A 26,211-nucleotide genomic window follows, 5' to 3' on the forward strand; every position below is an offset into this window, starting at 1 on the left:
ATATGAGTGCGTTGCTGTCGAAGCGGCTGAAACGGTTAATAGCGACTATCACGGGCGGTGATTTTTCACCTGAAGGGGTCGGGAGTAGCCTGTGTTCATTGACTCGCAACCGACTCCCCAAGGCCATCGCCATGAACCGTTCACTCGCTGTTTTGCTACTGCTCGTTACCGCTGTGTTGGCCGGATGTGCGACGCATACGGCGCCGCAATTGCGTCCCTATACCGCGCAAGAAACCCGCCAGTTGGCGCTGGAAGCGTTGAGCCGTCGCGGTTTGTCGTTTGACGATTATCAACAGCAGCGTGCCGCACTGACCCGGCAGTCGCCCAAGCCGATCGGTTTTGATCGCCAGGGCGAAATGAATGCGGAGCGCAGCGCCAAGTTGTTGGGTCGTCCCAGTTGAGCGTGCAGCCGGCGGCAAAAAGCCCGAGGTTTCCCTGGAGGAATCTCGGGCTTTTTGTTTGCCATGGGATCACTTCAGCCTGTTAAGCTGAATTTCAGGAGCGTTCCTACGCACATTTACATACAGTGGCCCTTCTTCAATGGCATTTGATCGGTTAAACCTGACGAACTCTGTTCTGGTCAATGCCCCGGGATGTTGCTCTCGGTAATACGCGCTGCGAGTTTTTAACGTCATGAATAAACGTCCGTTGTATTTCGACTACGCCGCCACCACGCCAGTGGATGAGCGCGTGATCCAGGTGATGGTCGAGTGCCTGGGCTTCAATGCCAACTTCGGCAACCCAGCGTCCAGTTCCCATGCGTTTGGCCAGGCGGCCCGGCATACGGTTGAGCAGGCACGTGGCCAGGTGGCCGAGTTGGTGGGGGCCCGGTCCGAGCAGATCGTCTGGACCTCCGGCGCCACTGAATCCAGCAATCTCGCGATCAAGGGGGTAGCCCAGGCGCGCGGTGTGCCAGGTGGGCATGTCATCACCAGCCAGATCGAGCACAAGGCTACGCTGGATACCGCTCGGCAACTGCAGGACACCGGCGTGGCGGTGACCTACCTGGTGCCGGACGCCGATGGCCTGATCAGTGCCGATGCGGTCAGCGAAGCGTTGCGCGAAGATACTTTTCTGGTCTCGCTGATGCTGGTGAACAACGAGCTGGGCACCCTCAACGACATCCCGGCCATCGGCGCGCGCGTGCGAGCGCATGGCGCGTTGTTCCATGTGGATGCGGCGCAGGGTGCGGGCAAGGTGGCTATCGACCTGGCCCAGTGGCCAGTGGATCTGATGTCATTTTCTGCTCACAAACTTTACGGTCCCAAGGGGATCGGCGCGTTGTATGTCGGGCCACGTGCGCAGCAGAAGGTGCTGGCGCAGATTCACGGTGGTGGTCACGAGGGCGGACTGCGTTCCGGCACCTTGCCCACGCACCAGATTGCCGGCATGGGCACGGCATTCGCCCTGGCGGCGCAGTCTTTTACTGAAGAGAAGGCACAGATCGCGGCCTTGCGTCAGCGCTTGCTGGATCAACTGCAGTCGATTGCCGGCGTGCGCCTCAATGGCAGCCCCACCCAGCGTATTCCCCACACGTTGAGCCTCACGTTCAGCGAAGGCGAATTCAATTCCGCTGCACTGAGTGCGGGCATTGCGTTTTCAGCGACGTCGGCGTGTAACTCGGCAAGCAACGCGCCGTCCCACGTCCTTCTGGCGTTGGGACATGATGCGCGTGCTGCCGGTCGTACCATTCGCTTGAGCCTCGGTCGGTTTACCACCGAGCAGGATATCGATGAGGCCGTGCAACTGATCAAGGCAGCAGTCGCCAGTGCACCGGCATTCTGGGCTGTCTGAGTTTTGATTCGCACACATAATAATGATGAGTGGTTAGCAGGAGACACAATGAGTACGCAGCCTTTGAACCATGGCACGGTGCCCCGGCGCCTGGCAGTTACCCGTGAACTGATGAGCCGCGAGGGCATTCATGCCCTGCTGGTGCCGTCGGCCGACCCGCATTTGTCTGAATACCTGCCGGGTTACTGGCAGGGTCGCCAATGGTTGTCAGGATTTCATGGCTCGGTGGGTACGCTGATCGTCACTGCAGATTTTGCCGGTGTGTGGGCAGACAGTCGCTACTGGGAACAGGCGACCAAGGAGCTCAAGGGCAGCGGCATCGAGCTGGTCAAGCTGCAACCGGGTCAACCCGGCCCGCTGGAATGGCTGGCCGAACAGACTCCCGAAGGCGGTGTGGTGGCAGTGGATGGCGCAGTAATGGCAGTGGCCTCGGCGCGCACCCTGGGCGGCAAGCTGGCCGAGCGGGGCGCGCGCTTGCGCACCGATATCGATGTGCTCAGTGAAGCCTGGCAGGACCGACCGGCGCTGCCGAATCAGCCGATTTACCAGCATCTGCCGCCGCAGGCGACCGTCAGCCGTGGCGAGAAGCTTGCCGCTCTGCGCGCCAGCCTGGCGGAAAAGGGTGCCGATTGGCATTTCATCGCGACCCTGGATGACATCGCCTGGCTGTTCAACCTGCGCGGCGGCGATGTGTCGTTCAACCCGGTGTTTGTGTCATTTGCCTTGATCAGCCAGCAGCAGGCCACCCTGTTTGTGGCCCTGAGCAAAGTCGACGCCGAGCTGCGTGCCGTGCTCAAGCAGGATGGCGTGACCTTGCGTGACTACAGTGAGGTGGCCGATGGGCTGCGTGCAGTGCCGTCGGGTGCGAGCTTGCAGATTGATCCCGCGCGGGTGACGGCGGGCTTGCTGGAAAACCTCGATGCTGGCGTCAAGCTGGTGGAAGGCCTAAACCCGACCACGCTTGCCAAATCCCGCAAGAGTCTGGCCGACGCGGAACATATCCGTCAGGCGATGGAGCAGGATGGTGCGGCCTTGTGCGAATTTTTCGCCTGGTTGGACAGCGCTCTGGGGCGTGAGCGTATTACCGAGCTGACGATTGATGAACACCTGACCGCTGCGCGTACGCGTCGCCCGGGTTATGTGTCACTCAGTTTCAACACCATTGCCGCGTTCAACGCCAATGGCGCAATGCCGCACTACCACGCTACCGAAGAAGAGCATGCGTTAATCGAGGGTGATGGCCTGCTGCTGATCGACTCGGGCGGCCAATATCTGGGGGGCACCACGGATATCACGCGGATGGTGCCCATCGGTACGCCGAGCGAAGAGCAGAAGCGCGACTGTACGCGGGTGCTCAAGGGCGTGATTGCCTTGTCACAGGCGCATTTTCCCAAGGGCATCCTGTCGCCGTTGCTGGATGCCATCGCACGCGCGCCAATCTGGGCTGAAGGCGTGGATTACGGTCACGGCACCGGTCACGGCGTAGGCTATTTCCTCAATGTGCACGAAGGTCCTCAGGTGATTGCCTATCAGGCCGCCGCCGCGCCACAGACGGCGATGCAACCCGGGATGATTACGTCCATTGAACCTGGCACGTATCGTCCGGGCCGCTGGGGAGTGCGTATCGAGAACCTGGTGTTGAACCGTGAGGCGGGTAAAACCGAGTTCGGTGAGTTCCTCAGGTTTGAAACCCTAACCCTGTGTCCGATTGATACGCGTTGTCTGGAGGCGTCGTTGCTGACGGTTGACGAGCGCGCGTGGCTCAATGCTTACCATGCCGAGGTGCGTGAACGTTTGAGTCCATTGCTCAATGGCGTTGCGCTGGAGTGGTTGCTGGTGCGTACGGTCGCTATTTAAGAGGCTGCGCCCGGTTCAGGGCGCTTTTGCGGCGATGGTCGAGCTGGCGGGGATATAGAAGAGCGGTCATGGGTGGGCCGCTCAGGTGATTACTTGCAGATAACGATCATGCTGCGACTGGTGTAACCGGCAGGGTTGAGGCCGAACGGATAGTCCCCGGGTTCTTCGGAGTTTTCGCCGGACTTGGCGATCACCCGGTAGCCCTTGGCGCCGCATGCGTTGGCCGCACTGGTGTAGCACTGATCCCAGGAGGAGGACAGGCCGGAACAGTTGATATGCAGCCCTTTTTTGCCCCGCTTAACTTCTGTCTTGGTGGTCGCGGCACAGCCTGAAACGGCCACGATCACTAACAGTATCAAAATTCGCTTCATTCCCATCCTTAATAGCCGCCTGGCAAAAATGCCTGAAGCAGGCTGTGCTCGCTCTCGATTGTGCGTCCGCGCTGTCCCTGTCGAAACTCTCCATGAATGACATTCGTTTAAGGCTTAAACATGGCCTAAAAGAGCAGTAAATACCATACCTGGTTTTGAAAGCTGATCAGTCGACCGGCACCAGCGGCTTGGCTTGGTTGCGCATCGTCAGGGTGGCGCCTGTGGACGCCAGGATGATGCAGGTGATGGCCATCCATTGCGCGAAGGAAAGGTGTTCATGCAGAAAGAGCAGACCCGACAGTGCGCCAAATGCGGGCTCGATGCTCATCAGCGTGCCGAATGTGCGGGCGGGAAGGCGGGTGAGCGCGACCATCTCGAGGGTGTAGGGCAGGGCGGTTGAGAGAATAGCCACGGCGATGGCGACGGGTATCAAGGCTGGCGTCAACAGTGCGCTGCCGGCGTGCACGATGCCGATCGGTGCGACGAACAGGGCAGCGATCATTACACCCAGCGCTGCGGTCTGGACGCCATTGTCGTTACCGGCCTTTTGCCCGAACAGTATGTAGAGCGCCCAGCACGCGCCTGCGCTCAGCGCGTAGGCTGCACCCGTCAGGTCAATGCTGCTGCTGGCTTCGCCGGTTGGTATGAGCAGGAGCAGGCCGATAATCGCTAGCGCGATCCATAGAAAATCTATTGCCCTGCGCGAGGCGTAGATCGCCACAGCGAGAGGGCCGGTGAACTCGAGGGCTACCGCGATACCCAGGGGGACGGTGCGCAGCGACATATAGAAGAGGAAGTTCATGCCGCCCAGCGCTATCCCGTAGATGAACACGGTGCGCAGCGATCTCGCCGTAAATGTAGCGCGCCACGGACGTAATATGAGCAGCATGATAATGCTGGCGAAAATCAGGCGCAAAGTGGTGGTGCCTTGTGCGCCAACGATCGGGAACATGCTCTTGGCCAGCGAGGCACCGGTTTGGATCGAGGCCATGGCTATTAACAGGAGGCCTACCGGGAACAGCGTCGATGCCAGGCTGCGGGGTGCGGTGATCATTAAGTATGTTTGTCCAGGGTTATAAAGGCAGAGGACGCTATGATGCTCAAGTGTTGCTTGATGAGCAATATATTGCTCAACGCTACGTACCTATAGAATGGTCTGCTCAATTTGATATGGATTGATAGAAAATCAAAATTAAGGGTTGACGGCAGATTCTGGAAGTCTATAATTCGCCCCACTTCCGGCGCAGTCGAAACGGAAAACTCCTTGGTAAACAAGTAGTTATGCAAGTTTCGACAGCGAGTTGCTTCAGTTCATCGAAGCCCAGAAGGAGTTGATAGTGCGGTGTTGTTTGGCGCTATTAACGTTTCGATCTTCTCGGTCGAAAGCGCAGAAAAAGAGGTGTTGACAGCAGCGTGTAACGCTGTAGAATTCGCCTCCCGCTGACGAGAGATCGGAAGCGCAAGTGGTTGAAGTTGTTGAAGAATTCTTCGAAAGCTTCTGAAAATAATCACTTGACAGCAAATGAGGCTGCTGTAGAATGCGCGCCTCGGTTGAGACGAAAGGTCTTAACCAACCGCTCTTTAACAACTGAATCAAGCAATTCGTGTGGGTGCTTGTGGAGTCAGACTGATAGTCAACAAGATTATCAGCATCACAAGTTACTCCGCGAGAAATCAAAGAATAACCAACGATTGCTGAGCCAAGTTTAGGGTTTCTTAAAAACCCAAAGATGTTTGAACTGAAGAGTTTGATCATGGCTCAGATTGAACGCTGGCGGCAGGCCTAACACATGCAAGTCGAGCGGTAGAGAGAAGCTTGCTTCTCTTGAGAGCGGCGGACGGGTGAGTAATGCCTAGGAATCTGCCTGGTAGTGGGGGATAACGTTCGGAAACGGACGCTAATACCGCATACGTCCTACGGGAGAAAGCAGGGGACCTTCGGGCCTTGCGCTATCAGATGAGCCTAGGTCGGATTAGCTAGTTGGTGGGGTAATGGCTCACCAAGGCGACGATCCGTAACTGGTCTGAGAGGATGATCAGTCACACTGGAACTGAGACACGGTCCAGACTCCTACGGGAGGCAGCAGTGGGGAATATTGGACAATGGGCGAAAGCCTGATCCAGCCATGCCGCGTGTGTGAAGAAGGTCTTCGGATTGTAAAGCACTTTAAGTTGGGAGGAAGGGCAGTTACCTAATACGTGATTGTTTTGACGTTACCGACAGAATAAGCACCGGCTAACTCTGTGCCAGCAGCCGCGGTAATACAGAGGGTGCAAGCGTTAATCGGAATTACTGGGCGTAAAGCGCGCGTAGGTGGTTTGTTAAGTTGGATGTGAAATCCCCGGGCTCAACCTGGGAACTGCATTCAAAACTGACTGACTAGAGTATGGTAGAGGGTGGTGGAATTTCCTGTGTAGCGGTGAAATGCGTAGATATAGGAAGGAACACCAGTGGCGAAGGCGACCACCTGGACTAATACTGACACTGAGGTGCGAAAGCGTGGGGAGCAAACAGGATTAGATACCCTGGTAGTCCACGCCGTAAACGATGTCAACTAGCCGTTGGAAGCCTTGAGCTTTTAGTGGCGCAGCTAACGCATTAAGTTGACCGCCTGGGGAGTACGGCCGCAAGGTTAAAACTCAAATGAATTGACGGGGGCCCGCACAAGCGGTGGAGCATGTGGTTTAATTCGAAGCAACGCGAAGAACCTTACCAGGCCTTGACATCCAATGAACTTTCTAGAGATAGATTGGTGCCTTCGGGAACATTGAGACAGGTGCTGCATGGCTGTCGTCAGCTCGTGTCGTGAGATGTTGGGTTAAGTCCCGTAACGAGCGCAACCCTTGTCCTTAGTTACCAGCACGTAATGGTGGGCACTCTAAGGAGACTGCCGGTGACAAACCGGAGGAAGGTGGGGATGACGTCAAGTCATCATGGCCCTTACGGCCTGGGCTACACACGTGCTACAATGGTCGGTACAGAGGGTTGCCAAGCCGCGAGGTGGAGCTAATCCCACAAAACCGATCGTAGTCCGGATCGCAGTCTGCAACTCGACTGCGTGAAGTCGGAATCGCTAGTAATCGCGAATCAGAATGTCGCGGTGAATACGTTCCCGGGCCTTGTACACACCGCCCGTCACACCATGGGAGTGGGTTGCACCAGAAGTAGCTAGTCTAACCTTCGGGAGGACGGTTACCACGGTGTGATTCATGACTGGGGTGAAGTCGTAACAAGGTAGCCGTAGGGGAACCTGCGGCTGGATCACCTCCTTAATCGACGACATCAGCTGCTCCATAAGTTCCCACACGAATTGCTTGATTCATTGAAGAAGACGATAAGAAGCAGCCCGAAATTGGGTCTGTAGCTCAGTTGGTTAGAGCGCACCCCTGATAAGGGTGAGGTCGGCAGTTCGAATCTGCCCAGACCCACCAATTTTGTGTGGGAAACGCCTGTAGAAATACGGGGCCATAGCTCAGCTGGGAGAGCGCCTGCCTTGCACGCAGGAGGTCAACGGTTCGATCCCGTTTGGCTCCACCACTACTGCTTCTGTTGTATGAAAGCTTAGAAATGAGCATTCCATTGTGATGATGGTGAATGTTGATTTCTAGTCTTTGATTAGATCGTTCTTTAAAAATTTGGGTATGTGATAGAAAGATAGACTGAACGTTACTTTCACTGGTAACGGATCAGGCTAAGGTAAAATTTGTGAGTTCTCTTAACTGAGAAATTCGAATTTTCGGCGAATGTTGTCTTCACAGTATAACCAGATTGCTTGGGGTTATATGGTCAAGTGAAGAAGCGCATACGGTGGATGCCTTGGCAGTCAGAGGCGATGAAAGACGTGGTAGCCTGCGAAAAGCTTCGGGGAGTCGGCAAACAGACTTTGATCCGGAGATGTCTGAATGGGGGAACCCAGCCATCATAAGATGGTTATCTTACGCTGAATACATAGGCGTAAGAGGCGAACCAGGGGAACTGAAACATCTAAGTACCCTGAGGAAAAGAAATCAACCGAGATTCCCTTAGTAGTGGCGAGCGAACGGGGACTAGCCCTTAAGTGGCTTTGAGATTAGCGGAACGCTCTGGAAAGTGCGGCCATAGTAGGTGATAGCCCTGTACGCGAAAATCTCTTAGTCATGAAATCGAGTAGGACGGAGCACGAGAAACTTTGTCTGAATATGGGGGGACCATCCTCCAAGGCTAAATACTACTGACTGACCGATAGTGAACTAGTACCGTGAGGGAAAGGCGAAAAGAACCCCGGAGAGGGGAGTGAAATAGATCCTGAAACCGTATGCGTACAAGCAGTGGGAGCCCACTTTGTTGGGTGACTGCGTACCTTTTGTATAATGGGTCAGCGACTTATTTTCAGTGGCGAGCTTAACCGAATAGGGGAGGCGTAGCGAAAGCGAGTCTTAATAGGGCGTCTAGTCGCTGGGAATAGACCCGAAACCGGGCGATCTATCCATGGGCAGGTTGAAGGTTGGGTAACACTAACTGGAGGACCGAACCGACTACCGTTGAAAAGTTAGCGGATGACCTGTGGATCGGAGTGAAAGGCTAATCAAGCTCGGAGATAGCTGGTTCTCCTCGAAAGCTATTTAGGTAGCGCCTCATGTATCACTGTAGGGGGTAGAGCACTGTTTCGGCTAGGGGGTCATCCCGACTTACCAAACCGATGCAAACTCCGAATACCTACAAGTGCCGAGCATGGGAGACACACGGCGGGTGCTAACGTCCGTCGTGAAAAGGGAAACAACCCAGACCGTCAGCTAAGGTCCCAAAGTTATGGTTAAGTGGGAAACGATGTGGGAAGGCTTAGACAGCTAGGAGGTTGGCTTAGAAGCAGCCACCCTTTAAAGAAAGCGTAATAGCTCACTAGTCGAGTCGGCCTGCGCGGAAGATGTAACGGGGCTCAAACCATACACCGAAGCTACGGGTATCACGTAAGTGATGCGGTAGAGGAGCGTTCTGTAAGCCTGTGAAGGTGAGTTGAGAAGCTTGCTGGAGGTATCAGAAGTGCGAATGCTGACATGAGTAACGACAATGGGTGTGAAAAACACCCACGCCGAAAGACCAAGGTTTCCTGCGCAACGTTAATCGACGCAGGGTTAGTCGGTCCCTAAGGCGAGGCTGAAAAGCGTAGTCGATGGAAAACAGGTTAATATTCCTGTACTTCTGGTTATTGCGATGGAGGGACGGAGAAGGCTAGGCCAGCTTGGCGTTGGTTGTCCAAGTTTAAGGTGGTAGGCTGAGATCTTAGGTAAATCCGGGATCTTAAGGCCGAGAGCTGATGACGAGTGTTCTTTTAGAACACGAAGTGGTTGATGCCATGCTTCCAAGAAAAGCTTCTAAGCTTCAGGTAACCAGGAACCGTACCCCAAACCGACACAGGTGGTTGGGTAGAGAATACCAAGGCGCTTGAGAGAACTCGGGTGAAGGAACTAGGCAAAATGGCACCGTAACTTCGGGAGAAGGTGCGCCGGTGAGGGTGAAGGACTTGCTCCGTAAGCTCATGCCGGTCGAAGATACCAGGCCGCTGCGACTGTTTATTAAAAACACAGCACTCTGCAAACACGAAAGTGGACGTATAGGGTGTGACGCCTGCCCGGTGCCGGAAGGTTAATTGATGGGGTTAGCTAACGCGAAGCTCTTGATCGAAGCCCCGGTAAACGGCGGCCGTAACTATAACGGTCCTAAGGTAGCGAAATTCCTTGTCGGGTAAGTTCCGACCTGCACGAATGGCGTAACGATGGCGGCGCTGTCTCCACCCGAGACTCAGTGAAATTGAAATCGCTGTGAAGATGCAGTGTATCCGCGGCTAGACGGAAAGACCCCGTGAACCTTTACTATAGCTTTGCACTGGACTTTGAATTTGCTTGTGTAGGATAGGTGGGAGGCTTTGAAGCGTGGACGCCAGTCTGCGTGGAGCCAACCTTGAAATACCACCCTGGCAACTTTGAGGTTCTAACTCAGGTCCGTTATCCGGATCGAGGACAGTGTATGGTGGGTAGTTTGACTGGGGCGGTCTCCTCCTAAAGAGTAACGGAGGAGTACGAAGGTGCGCTCAGACCGGTCGGAAATCGGTCGTAGAGTATAAAGGCAAAAGCGCGCTTGACTGCGAGACAGACACGTCGAGCAGGTACGAAAGTAGGTCTTAGTGATCCGGTGGTTCTGTATGGAAGGGCCATCGCTCAACGGATAAAAGGTACTCCGGGGATAACAGGCTGATACCGCCCAAGAGTTCATATCGACGGCGGTGTTTGGCACCTCGATGTCGGCTCATCACATCCTGGGGCTGAAGCCGGTCCCAAGGGTATGGCTGTTCGCCATTTAAAGTGGTACGCGAGCTGGGTTTAGAACGTCGTGAGACAGTTCGGTCCCTATCTGCCGTGGACGTTTGAGATTTGAGAGGGGCTGCTCCTAGTACGAGAGGACCGGAGTGGACGAACCTCTGGTGTTCCGGTTGTCACGCCAGTGGCATTGCCGGGTAGCTATGTTCGGAATAGATAACCGCTGAAAGCATCTAAGCGGGAAACTAGCCTCAAGATGAGATCTCACTGGAACCTTGAGTTCCCTGAAGGGCCGTCGAAGACTACGACGTTGATAGGTTGGGTGTGTAAGCGCTGTGAGGCGTTGAGCTAACCAATACTAATTGCCCGTGAGGCTTGACCATATAACACCCAAGCAATTTGACTACTCCTGACTTGGAAACAAGCAGAAGCATCAGATTGCGGTGTGTGAAGACGAGATGAACCGAAAGTTCGACGCTCACAAAACACCGACAGCTGTCACATACCCAATTTGCTGAAGCGAGGCCATCTGGTCGCGACTCAGTACCCGAATTTCTTGACGACCATAGAGCATTGGAACCACCTGATCCCATCCCGAACTCAGTAGTGAAACGATGCATCGCCGATGGTAGTGTGGGGTTTCCCCATGTGAGAGTAGGTCATCGTCAAGATTAAATTCCAGAACCCCATTTGCGAAAGCAGATGGGGTTTTGTTTTGGGCGATTGGAAAGTGTTCACTAAACGCTCACCGTTTTGTTCCACGCTCGACGCCCATTACCGAACTGCCGTTCGGGAATTCGATGCAAAGTGTTTCTGCATTTTTGGTATGGTGCAGCACCTTTTCACAAGGATTGATCTCTTTCCGCAGGACGCGGCGTCGACCTTATTCAACGAGATGCTGTAGAAATGCCCGGACCCATACCGATCAAAGATCACGAAAAAGAAAACAGCCTGGTCAACAAGCGCCTGCTGACCTGCGCCCTGTTGGTGATTGGCATCACCTGCGCCCTGGTGGGCCGCTTGTATTTCCTGCAGGTGGTGCAGTTCGATTACCACTCCACGATCTCTGAAAACAACCGGGTCCATGTTCTGCCCATCACCCCGACCCGCGGCCTGATTTATGACCGCAACGGCGTGGTGCTGGCTGACAACCGTCCCAGTTACAACCTCACCATCACCCGGGAGCGCGCCACTGATCTCAAGGCGGAGCTGGACGCCATCGTCAGCCTGCTGCACTTGCCTGCCGAAGACCGTGCGGTATTCGACAAGGCATTGAAGCAGGCACGTCATCCTTTCGTTCCTGTCACATTGTTTTATGAGCTGACGGAAGAACAGATTGCTCTGTTTGCGGTTAACGAATTCCGCCTGCCCGGAGTGGATGTCGAACCGCAGTTCGTTCGCCATTACCCGCTCGGTGCGCACTTCGCGCACTCCATCGGCTACGTTGGTCGTATCAACGAGAAAGAGTCCAAGGCCCTGGACTCGGTGGAATACCGCGGCACCCAGTCCATCGGAAAAACCGGTATTGAACGCTTCTACGAATCCGAGTTGCATGGCCATGTCGGTTATGAAGAAGTCGAGACCAATGCCCAAGGCCGCGTATTACGAGTGCTGAAGCACACCGATCCGATCCCCGGTAAAAATATTGTCCTGAGCCTCGACGTTCACCTCCAGGAAGCCGCCGAAGAAGCCCTGGGCGACCGTCGTGGTTCGGTGGTCGCTCTCGATCCGCAAACCGGCGAAGTGCTGGCCATGGTCAGCAAACCCAGTTTCGATCCGAACCTGTTCGTCACCGGTATCAGTTTCAAGGAGTACGCCGCACTGCACGACTCCATTGACCGACCGCTGTTCAACCGCGTCCTCAGAGGCTTGTACGCCCCAGGCTCAACCATCAAGCCGGAAGTGGCTATCGCGGGCCTGGACAGTGGCGTCGTCACCCCACAAACCCGCGTGTTCGACCCGGGCTATTACCAACTGCCGGATTTCGATCACAAATACCGCAACTGGAACCACAGTGGCGACGGCTGGGTGGACATGGACGCGGCGATCATGCGCTCCAACGACACCTACTTCTACGACCTCGCCCACAAGTTGGGCATCGACCGCCTGCACGACTACCTGACCGAATTCGGCCTCGGCCAGAAAGTCTCGCTGGACATGTTTGAAGAGTCCGCAGGCCTCATGCCATCCCAGGCCTGGAAGCGCGCGACCAGGCGTCAACCCTGGTTCCCCGGCGAAACCGTGATCCTCGGTATCGGCCAGGGCTATATGCAGGTCACGCCATTGCAGTTGGCCCAGGCCACGGCCTTGATCGCCAACAAGGGCGTATGGAATCGGCCGCATCTGGCCAAGACCATCAACGGTGTGCCGCCGGTGGACGAAAACCCGATGCCCAATGTCGTCCTCAAGGATCCGCGTGACTGGGAGCAGGTTAACCACGGCATGCAACTGGTGATGCATGACCCGCGCGGCATCGCCCGGGCTGCCGCACAGGGTGCGCAATACCGCATCGCGGGCAAGAGTGGTACGGCGCAGGTGGTGGCGATCAAACAGGGCGAGCGTTACAACCGCGACAAGACCCTGGAGCGTCATCGCGACAACGCCTTGTTCGTCGGCTTCGCGCCCGCCGAGCACCCTAAAATCGTGATCTCGGTGATGATTGAAAACGGCGAGGCCGGCGGGCGCGTGGCCGGCCCTGTGGTCAGGCAGATCATGGACGCCTGGCTGCTCGACCAGGAAGGCCACCTGAAGCCGCAGTACGCGACGCCGAGCAAGGCGCCAGGTGACCCGCGCGTCTAGATCAAGCCGTTAGCGCGCAGATTACAAAAGCAACTTCCCTGCAACGGGTCAGTCATAACCATTGGCTTGGTCAAGGACGTGGCATCAGCGCGCGCAACCCGGGTTGCGCATCTGTCGATGTCACCTAAGGTCAATGGAGGAGGTGACTTATGCACGTATTGGATCGCATCGAGCGGAAAATTCTGCTCAACGCTTCACGTAAAAAGGTGTGGGAAGCACTCACCGACGCAGAGCAATTTGGCGCCTGGTTTGGCGTTGCCCTCAAGGGCAAGCGCTTTGTCGAAGGGGAGACCGTCGAAGCGCCGATTACTTATCCCGGCTACGAACACGTGGTCTGGAAAGCCAGAATCGAACGCATCCTGCCGCAAACCCTGTTCTCTTTCCATTGGCATCCCTTCGCGGTGCTGGAGGGCGTCGACTACGACAACGAAACCCCGACGCTGGTGGAATTTACCATCGAGGACCGTGCACCAGGCATCCTGCTGCGGGTTGTCGAATCCGGTTTCGACAAGGTGCCTGAAGCCCGTCGTCAGAAGGCGTTCAAGATGAACTCCCGTGGCTGGGACGACCAGATGGGCAATATCGAAAGCTACCTGGGCGCCGCCCGCCAGGCTTGACCCAAACGGGCATCGATAGCGATGCCCGGTTTCGATGGCGATTAAAAATCAATCGTCGCCGACAACTTGGCAACACGCGGTTCACCCTGACTCAGGTAACCCCCCAACGCCGACTCCCAGTATTTCTCATTGGCGACATTCTCCACATTGGCGCCAAGCGTCACATCGCGCTGATCCACCTTGAAGGTATAGCGCGCACCCAGGTCGAAGCGATTCCAGGCCGGCAGACTCAGGTTGTTGGCGGCATCGGCGTATTGGCCGCCAGTGCGCAGCATGCGACCACTGAGGGTTGCGCCCTGCAGTCCCGGCACATCCCAATCCACCCCCGCATTGAGCTGGAACGAAGGCACACCGATCGCGCGATTGCCGTCGTTGGCGCCATTGAGCGTGTCCTTGAGCTCGGTCTTCATTACCGTTACGCCACCGAGCAAACGCAAACCACTCACAGGCTCACCGAAGACATTCAGCTCCACCCCCTGGTTGATTTGCTGGCCTTCGCGCACATAGGTCGCGGTGGTCGCGTCGGTCTGGATCGAGTAGCCATCACTCGGTTGCTCGATACGGTATACACCCAGCGTTGCGCCGTAGGTGCCCATGTCCAGTTTTACCCCCGCTTCAGTCTGTTTCGAGCGGGCGGGCGCGTAGGCTTGTGCACCATTGGTCACCGTCAGGCCACCGGACGACACCGGCGCCGTCGGCCCCTGGGTCAAGCCTTCGATATGGTTGGCATAAAACGACACATGCTCCCAGGGTTTGAACACGATCCCGTAAACCGGCGTGTTGATTGACGCCGTGTAGTTGGAGCTGCGCGGGCCGGAACCATACGCATAGTTCTGCATGACCATTTCCTGATGGCGCAGCCCGGCAGTGAACAGCAGACGGTCATCCAGGAAGCCAAAGGTGTCAGAGATGGCCGCACTGCGCACGAACGTCTTGGCGGTGATGCCAGGGTCCCCCAGGTCACCGCCGTTCACCGTGCCGCGCACCGGTTGTGCAATGTCGCTGGAAGGGTGGTAGAGGTTGCTGGCGTTGGGCGTAAAGTCGAACTCGTAGGCATTGCGTGCCTGCGTCCAGGTGCCTGTCAGGCCTATGTTAAGTTGGTGGCTGACCGCACCGGTCTGGAACTTGCCATTGAGACCGGTCATCAGGCTGGTGTTGTCTTCCTGATGGGCTATGCGCGAACCGGTCACCTTGGCCGTGCCGAAGTTATCGGTCAGGGTCACCGACGAATAGCGCCCGCTTTCATTGGTGTGCTTGGCGCCGGCGGCAAGGTAGGCGGTCCAGGTGTCGTTGAGGTCGTATTCGCCGCGCAGCATGCCCAGCGTGTCTTCGATGTTGGTTGCGTTCCAGCTTGGCGCGTAGTTGGTATCGGCCGAGGGTGCACTCGGGATGTGGGTGACGCCGGTGCCCAGGAACACCGAGTTACGGCCGCCGTTGACGCGCTGTTTCTGGTAAACGAAATCACCCGACAAACGCAGGGCATCGCCACGATAATCCAGGCCGACGGCGAACAGCTTGGCCCGCTGGTTCTCGTCATCAATGCCGGTATCGCCTTCGCGCTGGGAAATATTCACCCGCGCGCCAAAACGATTGCCCTCGCCAAACCGCTGGCCCACATCCAGATGCTCGCCCACCCGGCCATCACTGCTGATATCCGTGCTGAAGCGGCGCAGCGGCACATCATCGGCGCGTTTGGGTTGCAGGTTCACGCCGCCGCCAATGCCCGAGCCGCCCGGCGTGACGCCGTTGATAAAGGCATTGGGACCCTTGAACACTTCCACGCGCTCCAGCGCGTCGGTGGACATGATCTGACGTGGCAGGATGCCGTACAGGCCGTTGAAGGAAATGTCGTCACCATTAAGTTGCAGGCCGCGAATCACAAAGACCTGCGCCTGGTTCGCATACCCCGAGGCCTGACGCACGGACGAGTCGTTGAGCAGCACATCGGCCACCGTTTCGGCCTGCTGGTCGCGGATCAACTTCTCGGTATAGGACGCCATGCTGAACGGCACATCCATGATGTCCTGATTGCCCAGCACACCTAATTGACCACCGCGTGCCACCTGTCCGCCGCTGTACGCCGGCGGCAGCGCGTTCGGCGCGGGTGCGTCGGCGCTGATGTTGGTGGCGCCCAATTCCAGTGTGTTGCCGTCCTGGCGCGTATTCGGATCGGCCGGGGTAGCAGCATGGGCGGTAAGGCTCAGGAAGCAGCAAAGGGCGAGCAGGGTAGGGCGAAACGGCACGGCGAGTCGGTTACAGGTGGGCATGGTCGATCCTGACGGAGAACCGTCAATGTGAGGAAAAGGGCAACAGCGTTGCGCGTCCTCACTGCGCGGATACGACTCCGATGCAAATGATAGTAATTATTATTAGCGCTTTGCAACAAATTTGTCAGATTAAGGTCCGCGCGAGCGTTAACCTGCCTCGTCCGGCCGGATGCCGGGTAGAATCACGCCCTGAACGCAATGTTTGAGGTGCGGCACGGTGGATTTACAGCAGGGTTTCGTCCTGACCCGGCATTGGCGCGACACCCCGGAGGGGACGCAGGTCAGTTTCTGGCTGGCCACCGACCAGGGGCCCAGGTTTGTCCGCCTGCCCGTGCAGACCTCGGTGATGTTCATCCCCGAAGCCCATCGCAAGCCGCTCGACTGGCTGCTCAAGGACGAGCGCGACATCGAGCTGCGGCCGTTGCAGTTGTGCGATTTCCATCACCGCCCGGTCCTTGGCCTGTATACGCGCCAGCACCGTCAGGCAATGGACCTGGAAAAGCGCCTGCGCACCGCCGGCGTTGACGTCTACGAGGGCGATGTGCGCCCGCCCGAGCGCTACATGATGGAGCGCTTCATCACCGCCCCGGTGTGGTTCGGCGGCACCCCTGATGCCGACGGCACCTTGCTCGACGCTCAGATGAAGCCCGCCCCCGACTATCGCCCGCCGCTCAAGCTGGTGTCCCTGGACATTGAAACCACCGCTCAGGGCGACCTCTATTGCATCGGCCTGCAAGGCTGCGGCGAGCGCCAGGTTTACATGCTCGGCCCGCCGAACAAAACCTGCGTGGTGGACTTCAAGCTTGACTACTGTGACACCCGCGCCCAACTGATCGAAGCCCTCAACCTTTGGCTCGCCACCCATGACCCCGATGCGATCATCGGCTGGAATGTGGTGCAGTTCGACCTGCGCGTGCTCCACGAACATGCCCAGCGCCTCAACGTGCCGCTGATGCTCGGCCGTGGCGACGAGCCGATGGCCTGGCGCGAACATGGCAGCCGCAATCATTACTTCGCCGCCGCCGCCGGGCGTCTGATCATCGACGGCATCGAAGCCCTGCGCTCGGCCACCTGGAGTTTCGAGTCCTTCAGCCTGGAAAACGTCGCGCAAACCCTGCTCGGCGAAGGCAAGGATATTTCCACGCCGTACCAGCGCATGGACGAAATCAACCGCATGTTCGCCGAGGACAAGCCCGCCCTGGCGCGCTACAACCTCAAGGACTGCGAGCTGGTCACGCGGATCTTCGCCAGGACCGAGCTGCTCAAGTTCCTGCTGGAGCGGGCCAGCGTCACCGGGTTGCCGGCCGACCGCAACGGTGGTTCCGTCGCCGCATTTACCCACCTGTACCTGCCGCTGATGCACCGTCAGGGCTTCGTTGCGCCGAACCTGGGCGACAAACCACCCCAGGCCAGCCCCGGCGGCTTCGTCATGGATTCGCGTCCGGGCCTGTATGAATCGGTGCTGGTGCTGGACTACAAAAGCCTCTATCCGTCGATCATCCGCAGCTTCCTGATCGACCCGGTGGGCCTGATCGAAGGCCTCAAGCACCCCGACGACAGCGACTCGGTGGAAGGTTTTCGCGGCGCGCGTTTTTCCCGCACCCGGCACTGCCTGCCCGCTATCGTCGCGCGGGTTTCCGAAGGCCGCGAGGTGGCCAAGCGTGAGCGCAACGCGCCGCTGTCCCAGGCCCTGAAAATTATCATGAATGCCTTTTACGGCGTTCTCGGTTCCAGCGGTTGCCGGTTCTTCGACACACGCCTGGCCTCGTCGATCACCCTGCGTGGCCATGAAATCATGCGCCAGACCCGCGAGCTGGTTGAAGCCCAGGGCTATGAAGTGATCTACGGCGACACCGACTCCACCTTCGTCTGGCTCGGCAGCGCCCACGCCCAGGAGGACGCCAGCCGCATCGGCCAGGCGCTGGTCGCCCACGTCAACGAGTGGTGGCGCACACACCTGCAGACGGCGTTCGGCCTGCACAGTGCGCTGGAGTTGCAATTCGAGACCCACTTCACGCGCTTTCTGATGCCGACCATCCGCGGCGCGGAGGAGGGCAGCAAGAAACGCTACGCCGGCCTTGTGGTGCGCGCCGACGGCAGCGAAGAGATGGTCTACAAGGGCCTCGAGACCGTGCGCAGTGACTGGTCGCCCCTGGCCCGGCGGTTCCAGCAGGAACTTTACCAGCGCATCTTCCACCGCCAGCCCCACCAGGATTACATTCGCGACTACGTGCGTCGCACCGTGAGCGGCGAGTTCGATGAACTGCTGATCTATCGCAAACGCCTGCGCCGGCGCCTGGATGACTACGAGCGTAACGTGCCGCCCCATGTACGCGCCGCGCGCCTGGCTGATGACTACAACGACCGCCTGGGCCGGCCGCGCCAGTACCAGCGTGGCGGCTGGATCAGCTACGTGATCAGCGTCAACGGCCCGGAGCCGCTGGAAGTGCGGCAGGCGCCAATCGACTACGACCACTACGTGACGCGACAATTGCAGCCGGTGGCGGATGCGATCCTGCCGTTCGTGGATGACGATTTCAGCACCCTGGTCGGCGGACAGATGGGGCTGTTTTAAAGGAGGCAATACCATGTACATGCTCTACGGCACCGACGAATCCGGCTCATGCATGATCGAGATTGCCCTGCAACGTTGCGCCGTGCCGTGGCACCGCGTGGACGCCAGTTCCTGGCATGAGGGCGAGGGCAGCGAAGCGCTTGCGCGAATCAATCCGCTCAAACAGATCCCCACCCTGGTCACACCCGATGGGCAGGTCCTCACCGAAAGCGCGGCCATTCTGATCCACCTCGGCCTGGAGTTTCCCGACGCTGGCCTGCTGGCCGGCAATCGCGGGCAAATTCTGCGTGGCCTGCTGTACATCGCTGCCAATTGCTATTCGGCCATTGGCATCATCGACTACCCGCAACGCTGGCTGGGCGAAGTCGATCAAGCGCTGCAGGCGCAACTGGTCAGCGGCACACGACGCTACCTGCACCAGGCCTGGGTGGTGTTTGCCGATCAGTTTGCCGAACAGTTGTTCGCGCCCAACCATGCACCGAACGCTTTGGGCATCATGGCGGCGGCGGTGTCGCGCTGGGACGGCGCGCGGGCAGCGTTGAGCGCATTGGCCCCGGGATTTGCCCACACCCTGGCGCAGGTGGATGCCGACCCGATAGTGGCCCCGGTATTCGCCCGGCATTGGCCACAATGGAATGGCCTCTGATGTTCGTGCAATCAGAAGAAACAATCACCGCCCAAGCGACCTGATCCCTTGCGCGGCGGGCGTCCTGACCTACGCTTTCAGAACCCGGCGTAGGAATCATCCTTGAAATTGACGGTCGCACACATGAAACTCAAGAACCTGCACGCAATTCAAAGGAGGTGCGCATGCTCATCCGGTCGCTGACCCTGGCTACCTTGATGGCTTTTACGGGGCCGCTGTTGGCCGCGGATGATATCAACCCGCTCAAGCAGGACATGGGCAAGGCCCGTCCGCTGGTGGTGGTGGAGCTCGATTCCGGTAACGCCACATTGTCCACGCTGCAGAAGCAGCTGGACGAGCCTGCCAACAAGCAGTCGTTCGAAGAGCGCAACATGGTGTTCTACACCGTCAAGTTCGGCAGCATCGGCGCCGAAGGGGAAAAGTTCGCCAAGGAGGCCAAGGACAACAAAAAGCTCACGCCGCCTGAAACCAATGCGCTGATCCGCGCCCTCAAGCTGGGCGCCGGCAGCGGCACCAAGGTGATCCTGATCGGCAAGGACGGCGAGAAGAAACTCGAGAAGACCGTGCCTCCGGATACCCTAGACCTCAAAGAGTTCTTCAGCACCATCGACCAGATGCCCATGGCCGAGAAAGAGGCCGCCGCCGCCGCAGAGGCTACGCCAGCCGAACCTGCCCCCGCCAAGGGAAAACCCGGCAAGCCCGGCGCCAAAGCCCCCCAACAACTCGACGACTAACCCACCACCCTTGTGGGAGCGGGCTTGCCCGCTCCCACAGTCGCCTCAGCGTTGCTTCGCCACCGGAAACGGAAAGTAGAAAAACCGCAACACCGCCACCCGCTTGATCACTTCCCCGATCAGCAACGGCCCCACCACCGCCACCACCAAACCCACACCCGCCGCCAGGAATGGATGCAGCCCCAGGCGCTGCATCAGGTCGAAGGTCTTGTGCTGGATCTCCCCGTGAAAAATCAGCAGGATCAGTGTGGACTGGCCGATGTAAGTCATGGCCCGCGTCACCAGCGCCGAGACCGTCAACACCTTCGCCAACGCCCAGCACGCGTACATGCCAATCACCGCCAGCAGGCTGGTCCACAACCAGTGGTCATAACGCCGTTGCGCCAGGTCCATGGTGTCCCAGGTCAAGTCGAACAACACGGCGAACACCACCACCGCGGTCAACAGCGTCAGCCAACTGCCAGGGTGCGTGCGCAGCCAGTCGCGCAGCAGGTAGCCGGCGATGAAGCAGGCACTGCTGATCAGGGTGATATCCAGGCTGAACGGCAGCCCCGGCAGTATCCAGGTGTGCTCGCCAAGCGTCACCGGCCATTGCCAGAACAGCGGCAACATCCAGATACCGAGCAGCAATTGCACGGCAAGCAGCAGGGCACTGGCCCACGGCGCAAGCTTGAGCCGCAGGATCAGGCGCAGCATCACCCAACTGAACAGGATCGCCACCCACATGTGCGGCAGAAACCACATGGCCTGCCACGGAATGGTGTTCACCGAGGCATAGAGCACGCCGCCAATGTCCGGCAGCAAGGGTTGGTCGCGCAGCAGCGCACGCAGGCTGACATACAGCAGCAGGGTGAAAAAACGGCTTGAGCAGGCCGTCTGCCTTGCGCACGGCCATCTCCACAAACGGCTGCTCCGGCTTGAAAAACACCCCGGACAAAAAGAAGAACAGCGGTATGACGAACGACGCGAGTATCGGGTACATCAGGTCCCGGGAGTTGGCCACGAACCAGCTGTGAGCGAACACGATCACCAGGATGCCGATGCCTTTGGCGATATCCATTTGAATCCAACGATGTTTCATGGGCGTCTTCCCGATCGATCATTCATGCCTTGCGCCACGGCTTGAGCCACAGCCCCATGCCCAGTAACACCACGGCCCCGGCCAGAGTGCTGAGCCCCAGTTGCAGCCACACGCCGTCAATTCGAAACAGCAGCAAAGCCGCCAGCAGCATCAGTGCTGCGCTGAGCAGCCAGTGCCTGGCCCAGGGCAGGGCGCCAAGCAGCGCCTGACGCTGCATCAACAACAGCGCCGTGCAGATCACCCCGGCCAGCGCGGCCAAGGGAATACCGGCTAGACCAAACACGAAGGGCAGGGCGCCCAGCAACAGCACATTGACCAGGCTGCCGAGCAGCTCGCAGCGCAGGGGCTGGCGCGTGTCACCGGCCGCATAGGCATAACGCGCCAGCAATGCGTTCCACGCGCCGAACACCAGTGGCACCGCGAACCACGCCAGCAGCAGCGGCAATGGCGAGTCCGCCGACTGCCTGGGCAACAGCAGTGCCACCAGGCTCGGTGCTGCCGCCACCAGGCCGACGCCGGCGGGCAGGGTCAGCATGCTCGCGGTGTCCAGGCCGCGCTTGAGCAGGGCCAGGCGCGCATCGCCCTGGCGGCGGCTCATCATGCCCAGCAGCACCTGATTGAGGCTCATCAACGCAATCAGCGGCAGGTTCATCAGCTTGCGCGCGAGGTTCACCCAGGTCACCGCGCCTTCGCCCAGCAGCGACGCCACCAGCCGTTCGATCAATGCCAGGCCCTGGCTCGCACCGTTGCTCAGCAACAAGGGGCCGATGCGCTGGCCCAGTTCCCGCAACGGCGCCGCCGACCACTGCCAGCGCCACGGTCGCCAACCCTGGCGCCAGATCGACGGCAACAGCGCCAGCGGCATCAGCAGGCTGCCGGCCAGGCACGCCAGGGCCAGGGTGTGCGGCGCGGTCGCAGTTCCGGCCAGGGCGAGGTAGGTCACTGGCGGCAGGTTGAACAGCAACGAGCCCAGCCCCGCCAGTACAAAACGCTCACTGGCCTGCAGCGGAATGCTGAACAGCGCATGCAGCATCAGGCCCGGCACGCACCAGGCGACCACCTGCAGATTGCCGGCGGCGAGTGCCGTGGCGCTGTCCGCCAACCCCGGCCCCAGCAGTTGCACCAGCCACGGCGCCAACAGCGTCAGCAGCAGGCTGGTGACCAACGCAATCGCCATCAGGGCCGGGAACAGCACGGCCAGCCAGCCCAGGCGCTCGGCATCCTTGCGCTGCAGATACAGTGGCAACGCCGCGGCACTCAGCACACCGCCGGCCAATGACATGCGCAGCGCCTCAGGCAAAAACAGTGCGATCAGGAATGCGTCACTGCGCTCGCCCGCGCCCCAGGCCGCTACCAGCAGCCATTCACGCGCAAACCCCAGGCACAGGCCCAGCAGGGTCGCCAGCGTCAGCCAGGCGGCGGAGCCAAGCATCAGGGACGCGCGCCATCAGTTAGCGGTTTGCGATAGGCCAGGCGCTTGACCTGCGGCACGCGCGCCGGAAACAGGCGGCGTGCCTCCAGCACATTGAGCCCCACCATCAGCCAGAACAGCGCCACCATCACCACCGCAAAACTGAAGTAGTGGTCGAACAGCCCGCTGACCAACGCCGCCAGGATCCCGGCGGTGCTGCCCAGCCACAGCGCATTGTCCTTGGTCAGGCGGATCGGGCCGCGTTCCGGGCGCGCCTCACGCCACCAGCGCACGGTCACGGCAACAAACAGCAGCATGCCGACAATGCCGGTCTTGTAGATGAAGTTCAGCCACAGGTTGGAGATCCCCAGAAACGGCGTGCCCGGTACAGGCGGGTCGACCTTGAAGCCGATGCCGAACGGGTAGGCCGCCACCGCCTGAGGAAACATGCGGTACTCGTCGAAACGGATTTCGGTACTGGCGTTGTCCGACGAAAATATCGTCGCCAGCCGTTCCTGCAACGGCGGATACGCCAGCACCAGCGCCACGGTCAGCGCCGCGCCAATCATCAACAGGCGGCCGGTGTACGGCACACGGCGCGTGGCCATCCACATCAGCACCAGCGCCAGGCTGACCATCGCACCACGGCTGCTGGCCAGCAGCAACGCCGCCGCGCCCAGGCACGCCACGCCCAGGCCCAATGCGCGTTTCCAGCCGCGCTCGGTCATGCCGAAACAGAATGCCAGGGGCAGCAGCAGCGCCATGATCCCGCCGATGGCGTTCGGGTGCATCCACGGCGAGCCCATGCGCGAAGACATCGCTTCCAGGCCGAATTTGAGCATGTCGAAGTTGCCGTAATTGAGCAGCGCCAGGATCGGCGCAATGCCCGCCCCGGAACGCGTGCGCACGAACACCGCAATCGACATCACCAGCATCGCCAGCGTGCCCAGCAGCAGAGCGACCACCAGCGACTCGCGCTGTTTGGGTTCCACCAGCAGTTTGGCGCACAGAAACACCGCCGACAGGCTCAGCAACCAGCGCAGCCAGTTGGCCACGCCGCTGGTTTCGACGTTGACGACGATCACCTGGCCGACAATGAACGGGAACACGCTGAACAGCATCAGCCACAGCAGCATCTGATCGGTGGGCCGGCGCCACAGGCTGGGCGCCGCCGGCAGGCGCGAGAGAAACGTCTGCCACAGCACCGCGCCCCAGGTCAGCGCGAGGATCGCCTCGCTGACCGTGCTGCGAATCCCCAGGTTAATGGTGGAATACGGCATGAACGTCGCGAGCATGGCGAACAGCGACAAGCCCCACAGCGGGAAGCGCAGGATGGTCACCGCCGCCGCCAGGCCAACCACGCCCAGCAACGCCTTGGCCGGTGACAGCGCCAGTGCCATCACGCCGAACAGCAGGCCGAACAGGATCGCGATAGGGGCGCCCAGGGAGTCTCTCATTGCAATTCCTCGATCAGTTGCGCCAGGCGCTGGCGGTAGGCCTGGTGGTTGAAACGCTGCGCCCACTGCCGGCGTTGCTCGGGTGACTCTTCGTCCGGCTGCTCGCCCAGGTTCACCATCAGTTGCACCAGCGCCGGCCCATCGGTGGGCGAAAAACGCGGTGCCGAGGGTGGGGTGATTTCATCCAGCGACGTACCGCTGGCCACGGCCACCGGCGTACCGACGCTCAGCGCCTCGATCACCGGCAAGCCGAAGCCTTCGGCATAGGACGGCTGCCACAGGCGCGCGGCGCGGCGGTACAGCGCGTGCAGCTCGGCATCCGACACGCCGCTCAAGGCGCGAATCCCCGGCACGGTGCGCTGGGCCTCGGGCAGATGATCCAGGCTGCCCACCAATACCAGTTCCGGCACCTTGGGGGAAAGTCGACGGGCCTCCTGCCAGGCCTGCACCAGGAAAGGCACGTTCTTGCGCAACTCGCGGGTGCCCACCAGCAGCCAATAGCGCTCGGGCAACTGCCGCGCAGTGAGGTCCGCCGCCAGTTCGATAAAGCTGTCCACCTGGTTGGGCAGTACGCGAACCTTGCCCGCCGCTTTGGGAAACAGGCGCACGGTTTCATCGGCGCTGTACTGCGACGGCGTCCACACGCGGTCGGCGCTGTGCACCGCATAGGCAATCGACAGGCGATCGCTGGTCTTGTAGATCAATGCCTTCAGACGGTTGGCGTGGTAATTGTCCAGAGTGATCTGGAACAGGTCATGCAGCAGCACCACCGTGCGCAAGCCCTTGGGTTTGGGTGGTAACGGCAGGCCCATGTTGAAGGTGCTGATGTACAAATCGATATGCTGCTCGCGCAACGCCCGTGGCAAAAAGCCTGCTTCGAAGCGCAGGCGATTGTGCGGCTGGTGCATCGCGGTCTTCGCGCAGCCCCAGGCCGGGCAGTGCGCCTGCAAACGCGTTTCGTCCCCCAGCGGCGCCACGGTAAAGCGCTCGAGCGCAATGCCCGGCAAGGTGTGCAAGGCGCTTTCCAGCGCATACACCTGGCGGCTGATGCCCGATTGCGGCGAGGTGCCGACGGTGCGGTAATCAAGGCCTACACGCATGCGGGTTCCTTTTCGGTGAGCGGCGAAAGGCTGGCGTATACGCGCTCCAGCTGGCTGGCGGCGACGCTCCAGTCATGGGCGCGGCGCACGTAGGCGCGGCCGGCTTCGCCCATGGGCGTGGCGGCGTCGGGAAACTGCAGCAGGCGCACCACGGCGTCGGCCAGGCCGGTGGCGCTCTGGGCGCCGAGGTAGTCCAGGCCTTCCACCAGGTCCAGGCCGGACACGCCCTGTTCGGTGCTCGCCAGCGGCAGGCCGGCTGCCAGCGCTTCGAGCACCTTGAGCTTGGAGCCGCCCCCGTGGCGCAACGGCGCCAGAAACACCGAGCAACTCGATTGCAGGCTCAGCAGATCGGGCACGAAACCCTGCCACTCGATACGCGGGTCCGGCCAGCGCGTGCGCCAACTGTCGGGCATGCCGAAGCCGCACACGCTCATGCGCGCCTGCGGGCAGCGCTCCCAGACCTTGGGCAGGATCTCATCCAGCGCCCACTCGATGGCGTCCACATTCGGCGCGTATTCGTAGTTGCCCAAAAACAGCACGCGGCGGCTGGTCGGGTCCGGGCGGGCGCCGGCGAAATGGTCGCAGTCCACCCCGTTGACCACCACCGGCACCGGCTTGCCGGCGATCTTTGCCAACGTTTGCGCATCGCTGTCGGTGACCGCCACCACCTGCGTCGCCTGGCGCATCACCCGGTGTTCCCAGCGGCCGTAGCGCCACTGGTCGTAGCGAATAAACGGCAGCGCCCAGTTCGGCAGGCGATCGTAAGTGGCGGCGCCGAGGGCCGATTCGACGTTGTGTTCGGTCAGCACGAAAGGCTGGGCGGTGCGCGCCAGTGCGTCTTCGTAAGGTTGGAAGCTGTAGGTGTGCTCGATCTGCACCACGTCCCAGTGTTCGTTGAGCAGTTGGTTGAAGCGCGCCTGCAAGGGCGCGGACAGGCCATTCACGCTGGCCAGCAGCGGGTAGGGCGCAAACAGCCCGGCCACCAGGGTCTTCAGGCTGCGCAGTGGACGGCGCGGCAGCACGATCAGGTGGTCGAGAAAGGTCTCCAGCACCTGGCGGTCGGCGAGCGACACCGGGTGCTTGTCATGCAGCAACAGGGTGATCCGGTGCCCGCGCGCCGCGAGGCTGCGCAGCAGATGGAACTGACGCGTCTTGCCGCCGCTGGTGGCCGGCCAGGGCGAGTAGGGCAGGATCCATAAAATGCGCAT

At 59.7% G+C, this 26,211-nt stretch carries 15 protein-coding genes, 2 tRNA genes, 3 rRNA genes and 1 pseudogene; 13 read left to right on the plus strand and 8 right to left on the minus strand.

The window, feature by feature from the left end; all coding sequences use genetic code 11:
* The first annotated feature begins 131 nt into the window (after nucleotides 1-131).
* The 3 genes from VRB54_RS08600 (at nucleotide 132) to VRB54_RS08610 (ending at nucleotide 3,651) form a co-directional block, all read left to right on the plus strand.
* Complete coding sequence (locus tag VRB54_RS08600; protein WP_338480379.1) at nucleotides 132-401, plus strand: hypothetical protein; 270 nt, start codon at nucleotides 132-134, stop codon at nucleotides 399-401.
* 232 nt (nucleotides 402-633) lie between these two features.
* A complete protein-coding gene (locus VRB54_RS08605; RefSeq protein WP_338480381.1) occupies nucleotides 634-1,794 on the plus strand; it encodes a cysteine desulfurase family protein in 1,161 nt (386 codons plus the stop codon).
* A gap of 48 nt (nucleotides 1,795-1,842) precedes the next feature.
* On the plus strand, nucleotides 1,843-3,651 hold the full coding sequence (locus tag VRB54_RS08610; protein ID WP_338480382.1) for an aminopeptidase P family protein: 1,809 nt from the start codon (nucleotides 1,843-1,845) through the stop codon (nucleotides 3,649-3,651).
* A gap of 89 nt (nucleotides 3,652-3,740) precedes the next feature.
* Here VRB54_RS08610 and VRB54_RS08615 read toward each other — a convergent pair whose 3' ends face one another.
* Nucleotides 3,741-4,022 carry a hypothetical protein gene (locus VRB54_RS08615; RefSeq protein ID WP_209980821.1) on the minus strand — a complete coding sequence of 94 codons (282 nt, stop codon included), beginning with the start codon at nucleotides 4,020-4,022 and terminating at the stop codon, nucleotides 3,741-3,743.
* A gap of 166 nt (nucleotides 4,023-4,188) precedes the next feature.
* The gene (gene rhtA, locus VRB54_RS08620) at nucleotides 4,189-5,076 is read right to left on the minus strand and encodes a threonine/homoserine exporter RhtA (RefSeq protein ID WP_338480383.1); all 888 of its coding nucleotides are present in this window, start codon (nucleotides 5,074-5,076) and stop codon (nucleotides 4,189-4,191) included.
* A 682-nt stretch (nucleotides 5,077-5,758) separates the two neighbouring features.
* Between rhtA and VRB54_RS08625 the strand changes: the two genes are divergently transcribed.
* From VRB54_RS08625 to VRB54_RS08655, 7 genes are all read left to right on the plus strand, one after another.
* Nucleotides 5,759-7,295 (plus strand): 16S ribosomal RNA (locus tag VRB54_RS08625).
* A gap of 82 nt (nucleotides 7,296-7,377) precedes the next feature.
* A tRNA-Ile gene (locus VRB54_RS08630) sits at nucleotides 7,378-7,454 on the plus strand.
* A 30-nt stretch (nucleotides 7,455-7,484) separates the two neighbouring features.
* Nucleotides 7,485-7,560, plus strand: a tRNA-Ala gene (locus VRB54_RS08635).
* A 247-nt stretch (nucleotides 7,561-7,807) separates the two neighbouring features.
* Nucleotides 7,808-10,699 (plus strand): 23S ribosomal RNA (locus tag VRB54_RS08640).
* 172 nt (nucleotides 10,700-10,871) lie between these two features.
* Nucleotides 10,872-10,987: ribosomal RNA gene (gene rrf, locus VRB54_RS08645) — 5S ribosomal RNA — on the plus strand.
* The 16S, 23S and 5S rRNA genes sit together here with 2 tRNA genes alongside, the layout of an rRNA operon.
* A gap of 235 nt (nucleotides 10,988-11,222) precedes the next feature.
* A complete protein-coding gene (gene mrdA, locus VRB54_RS08650) occupies nucleotides 11,223-13,115 on the plus strand; it encodes a penicillin-binding protein 2 (protein ID WP_338480384.1) in 1,893 nt (630 codons plus the stop codon).
* A 149-nt stretch (nucleotides 13,116-13,264) separates the two neighbouring features.
* Nucleotides 13,265-13,732, plus strand: coding sequence for an SRPBCC family protein (locus VRB54_RS08655; protein WP_209980830.1), 468 nt, complete (start codon nucleotides 13,265-13,267; stop codon nucleotides 13,730-13,732).
* A gap of 41 nt (nucleotides 13,733-13,773) precedes the next feature.
* On the opposite strand, the gene VRB54_RS08660 is transcribed toward VRB54_RS08655, so the two are convergent.
* Nucleotides 13,774-15,999, minus strand: coding sequence for a TonB-dependent siderophore receptor (locus VRB54_RS08660; RefSeq protein WP_338480386.1), 2,226 nt, complete (start codon nucleotides 15,997-15,999; stop codon nucleotides 13,774-13,776).
* Nucleotides 16,000-16,216: 217 nt separating this feature from the next.
* Here VRB54_RS08660 and VRB54_RS08665 point away from each other — a divergent pair, with 217 nt between their 5' ends.
* The 3 genes from VRB54_RS08665 (at nucleotide 16,217) to VRB54_RS08675 (ending at nucleotide 19,954) form a co-directional block, all read left to right on the plus strand.
* On the plus strand, nucleotides 16,217-18,574 hold the full coding sequence (locus VRB54_RS08665) for a DNA polymerase II (RefSeq protein WP_338480387.1): 2,358 nt from the start codon (nucleotides 16,217-16,219) through the stop codon (nucleotides 18,572-18,574).
* 13 nt (nucleotides 18,575-18,587) lie between these two features.
* Complete coding sequence (locus tag VRB54_RS08670) at nucleotides 18,588-19,220, plus strand: glutathione S-transferase (RefSeq protein WP_338480388.1); 633 nt, start codon at nucleotides 18,588-18,590, stop codon at nucleotides 19,218-19,220.
* A gap of 164 nt (nucleotides 19,221-19,384) precedes the next feature.
* The gene (locus VRB54_RS08675) at nucleotides 19,385-19,954 is read left to right on the plus strand and encodes a DUF4174 domain-containing protein (protein WP_338480389.1); all 570 of its coding nucleotides are present in this window, start codon (nucleotides 19,385-19,387) and stop codon (nucleotides 19,952-19,954) included.
* 45 nt (nucleotides 19,955-19,999) lie between these two features.
* Here the strand turns inward: VRB54_RS08675 and VRB54_RS08680 are convergent.
* The 5 genes and pseudogenes from VRB54_RS08680 to VRB54_RS08700 form a co-directional block, all read right to left on the minus strand.
* Nucleotides 20,000-21,035 (minus strand): annotated as a pseudogene (locus VRB54_RS08680) (acyltransferase family protein).
* Nucleotides 21,036-21,057: 22 nt separating this feature from the next.
* Nucleotides 21,058-22,467, minus strand: coding sequence for a murein biosynthesis integral membrane protein MurJ (locus tag VRB54_RS08685; RefSeq protein WP_338480390.1), 1,410 nt, complete (start codon nucleotides 22,465-22,467; stop codon nucleotides 21,058-21,060).
* Nucleotides 22,467-23,903 carry an O-antigen ligase family protein gene (locus VRB54_RS08690; RefSeq protein WP_338480391.1) on the minus strand — a complete coding sequence of 479 codons (1,437 nt, stop codon included), beginning with the start codon at nucleotides 23,901-23,903 and terminating at the stop codon, nucleotides 22,467-22,469. The genes VRB54_RS08685 and VRB54_RS08690 overlap by 1 nt, the downstream gene beginning before the upstream one ends.
* Nucleotides 23,900-25,003, minus strand: a complete 1,104-nt coding sequence (locus VRB54_RS08695) for a glycosyltransferase family 1 protein (RefSeq protein ID WP_338480392.1) — start codon at nucleotides 25,001-25,003, stop codon at nucleotides 23,900-23,902. Before VRB54_RS08695 ends, VRB54_RS08690 begins: the two co-directional genes overlap by 4 nt.
* Nucleotides 24,994-26,211 carry a glycosyltransferase family 4 protein gene (locus tag VRB54_RS08700; RefSeq protein WP_209980848.1) on the minus strand — a complete coding sequence of 406 codons (1,218 nt, stop codon included), beginning with the start codon at nucleotides 26,209-26,211 and terminating at the stop codon, nucleotides 24,994-24,996. Before VRB54_RS08700 ends, VRB54_RS08695 begins: the two co-directional genes overlap by 10 nt.

This window comes from Pseudomonas trivialis (assembly GCF_036864995.1).
In the GTDB taxonomy this organism is placed as follows: domain Bacteria; phylum Pseudomonadota; class Gammaproteobacteria; order Pseudomonadales; family Pseudomonadaceae; genus Aquipseudomonas; species Aquipseudomonas trivialis.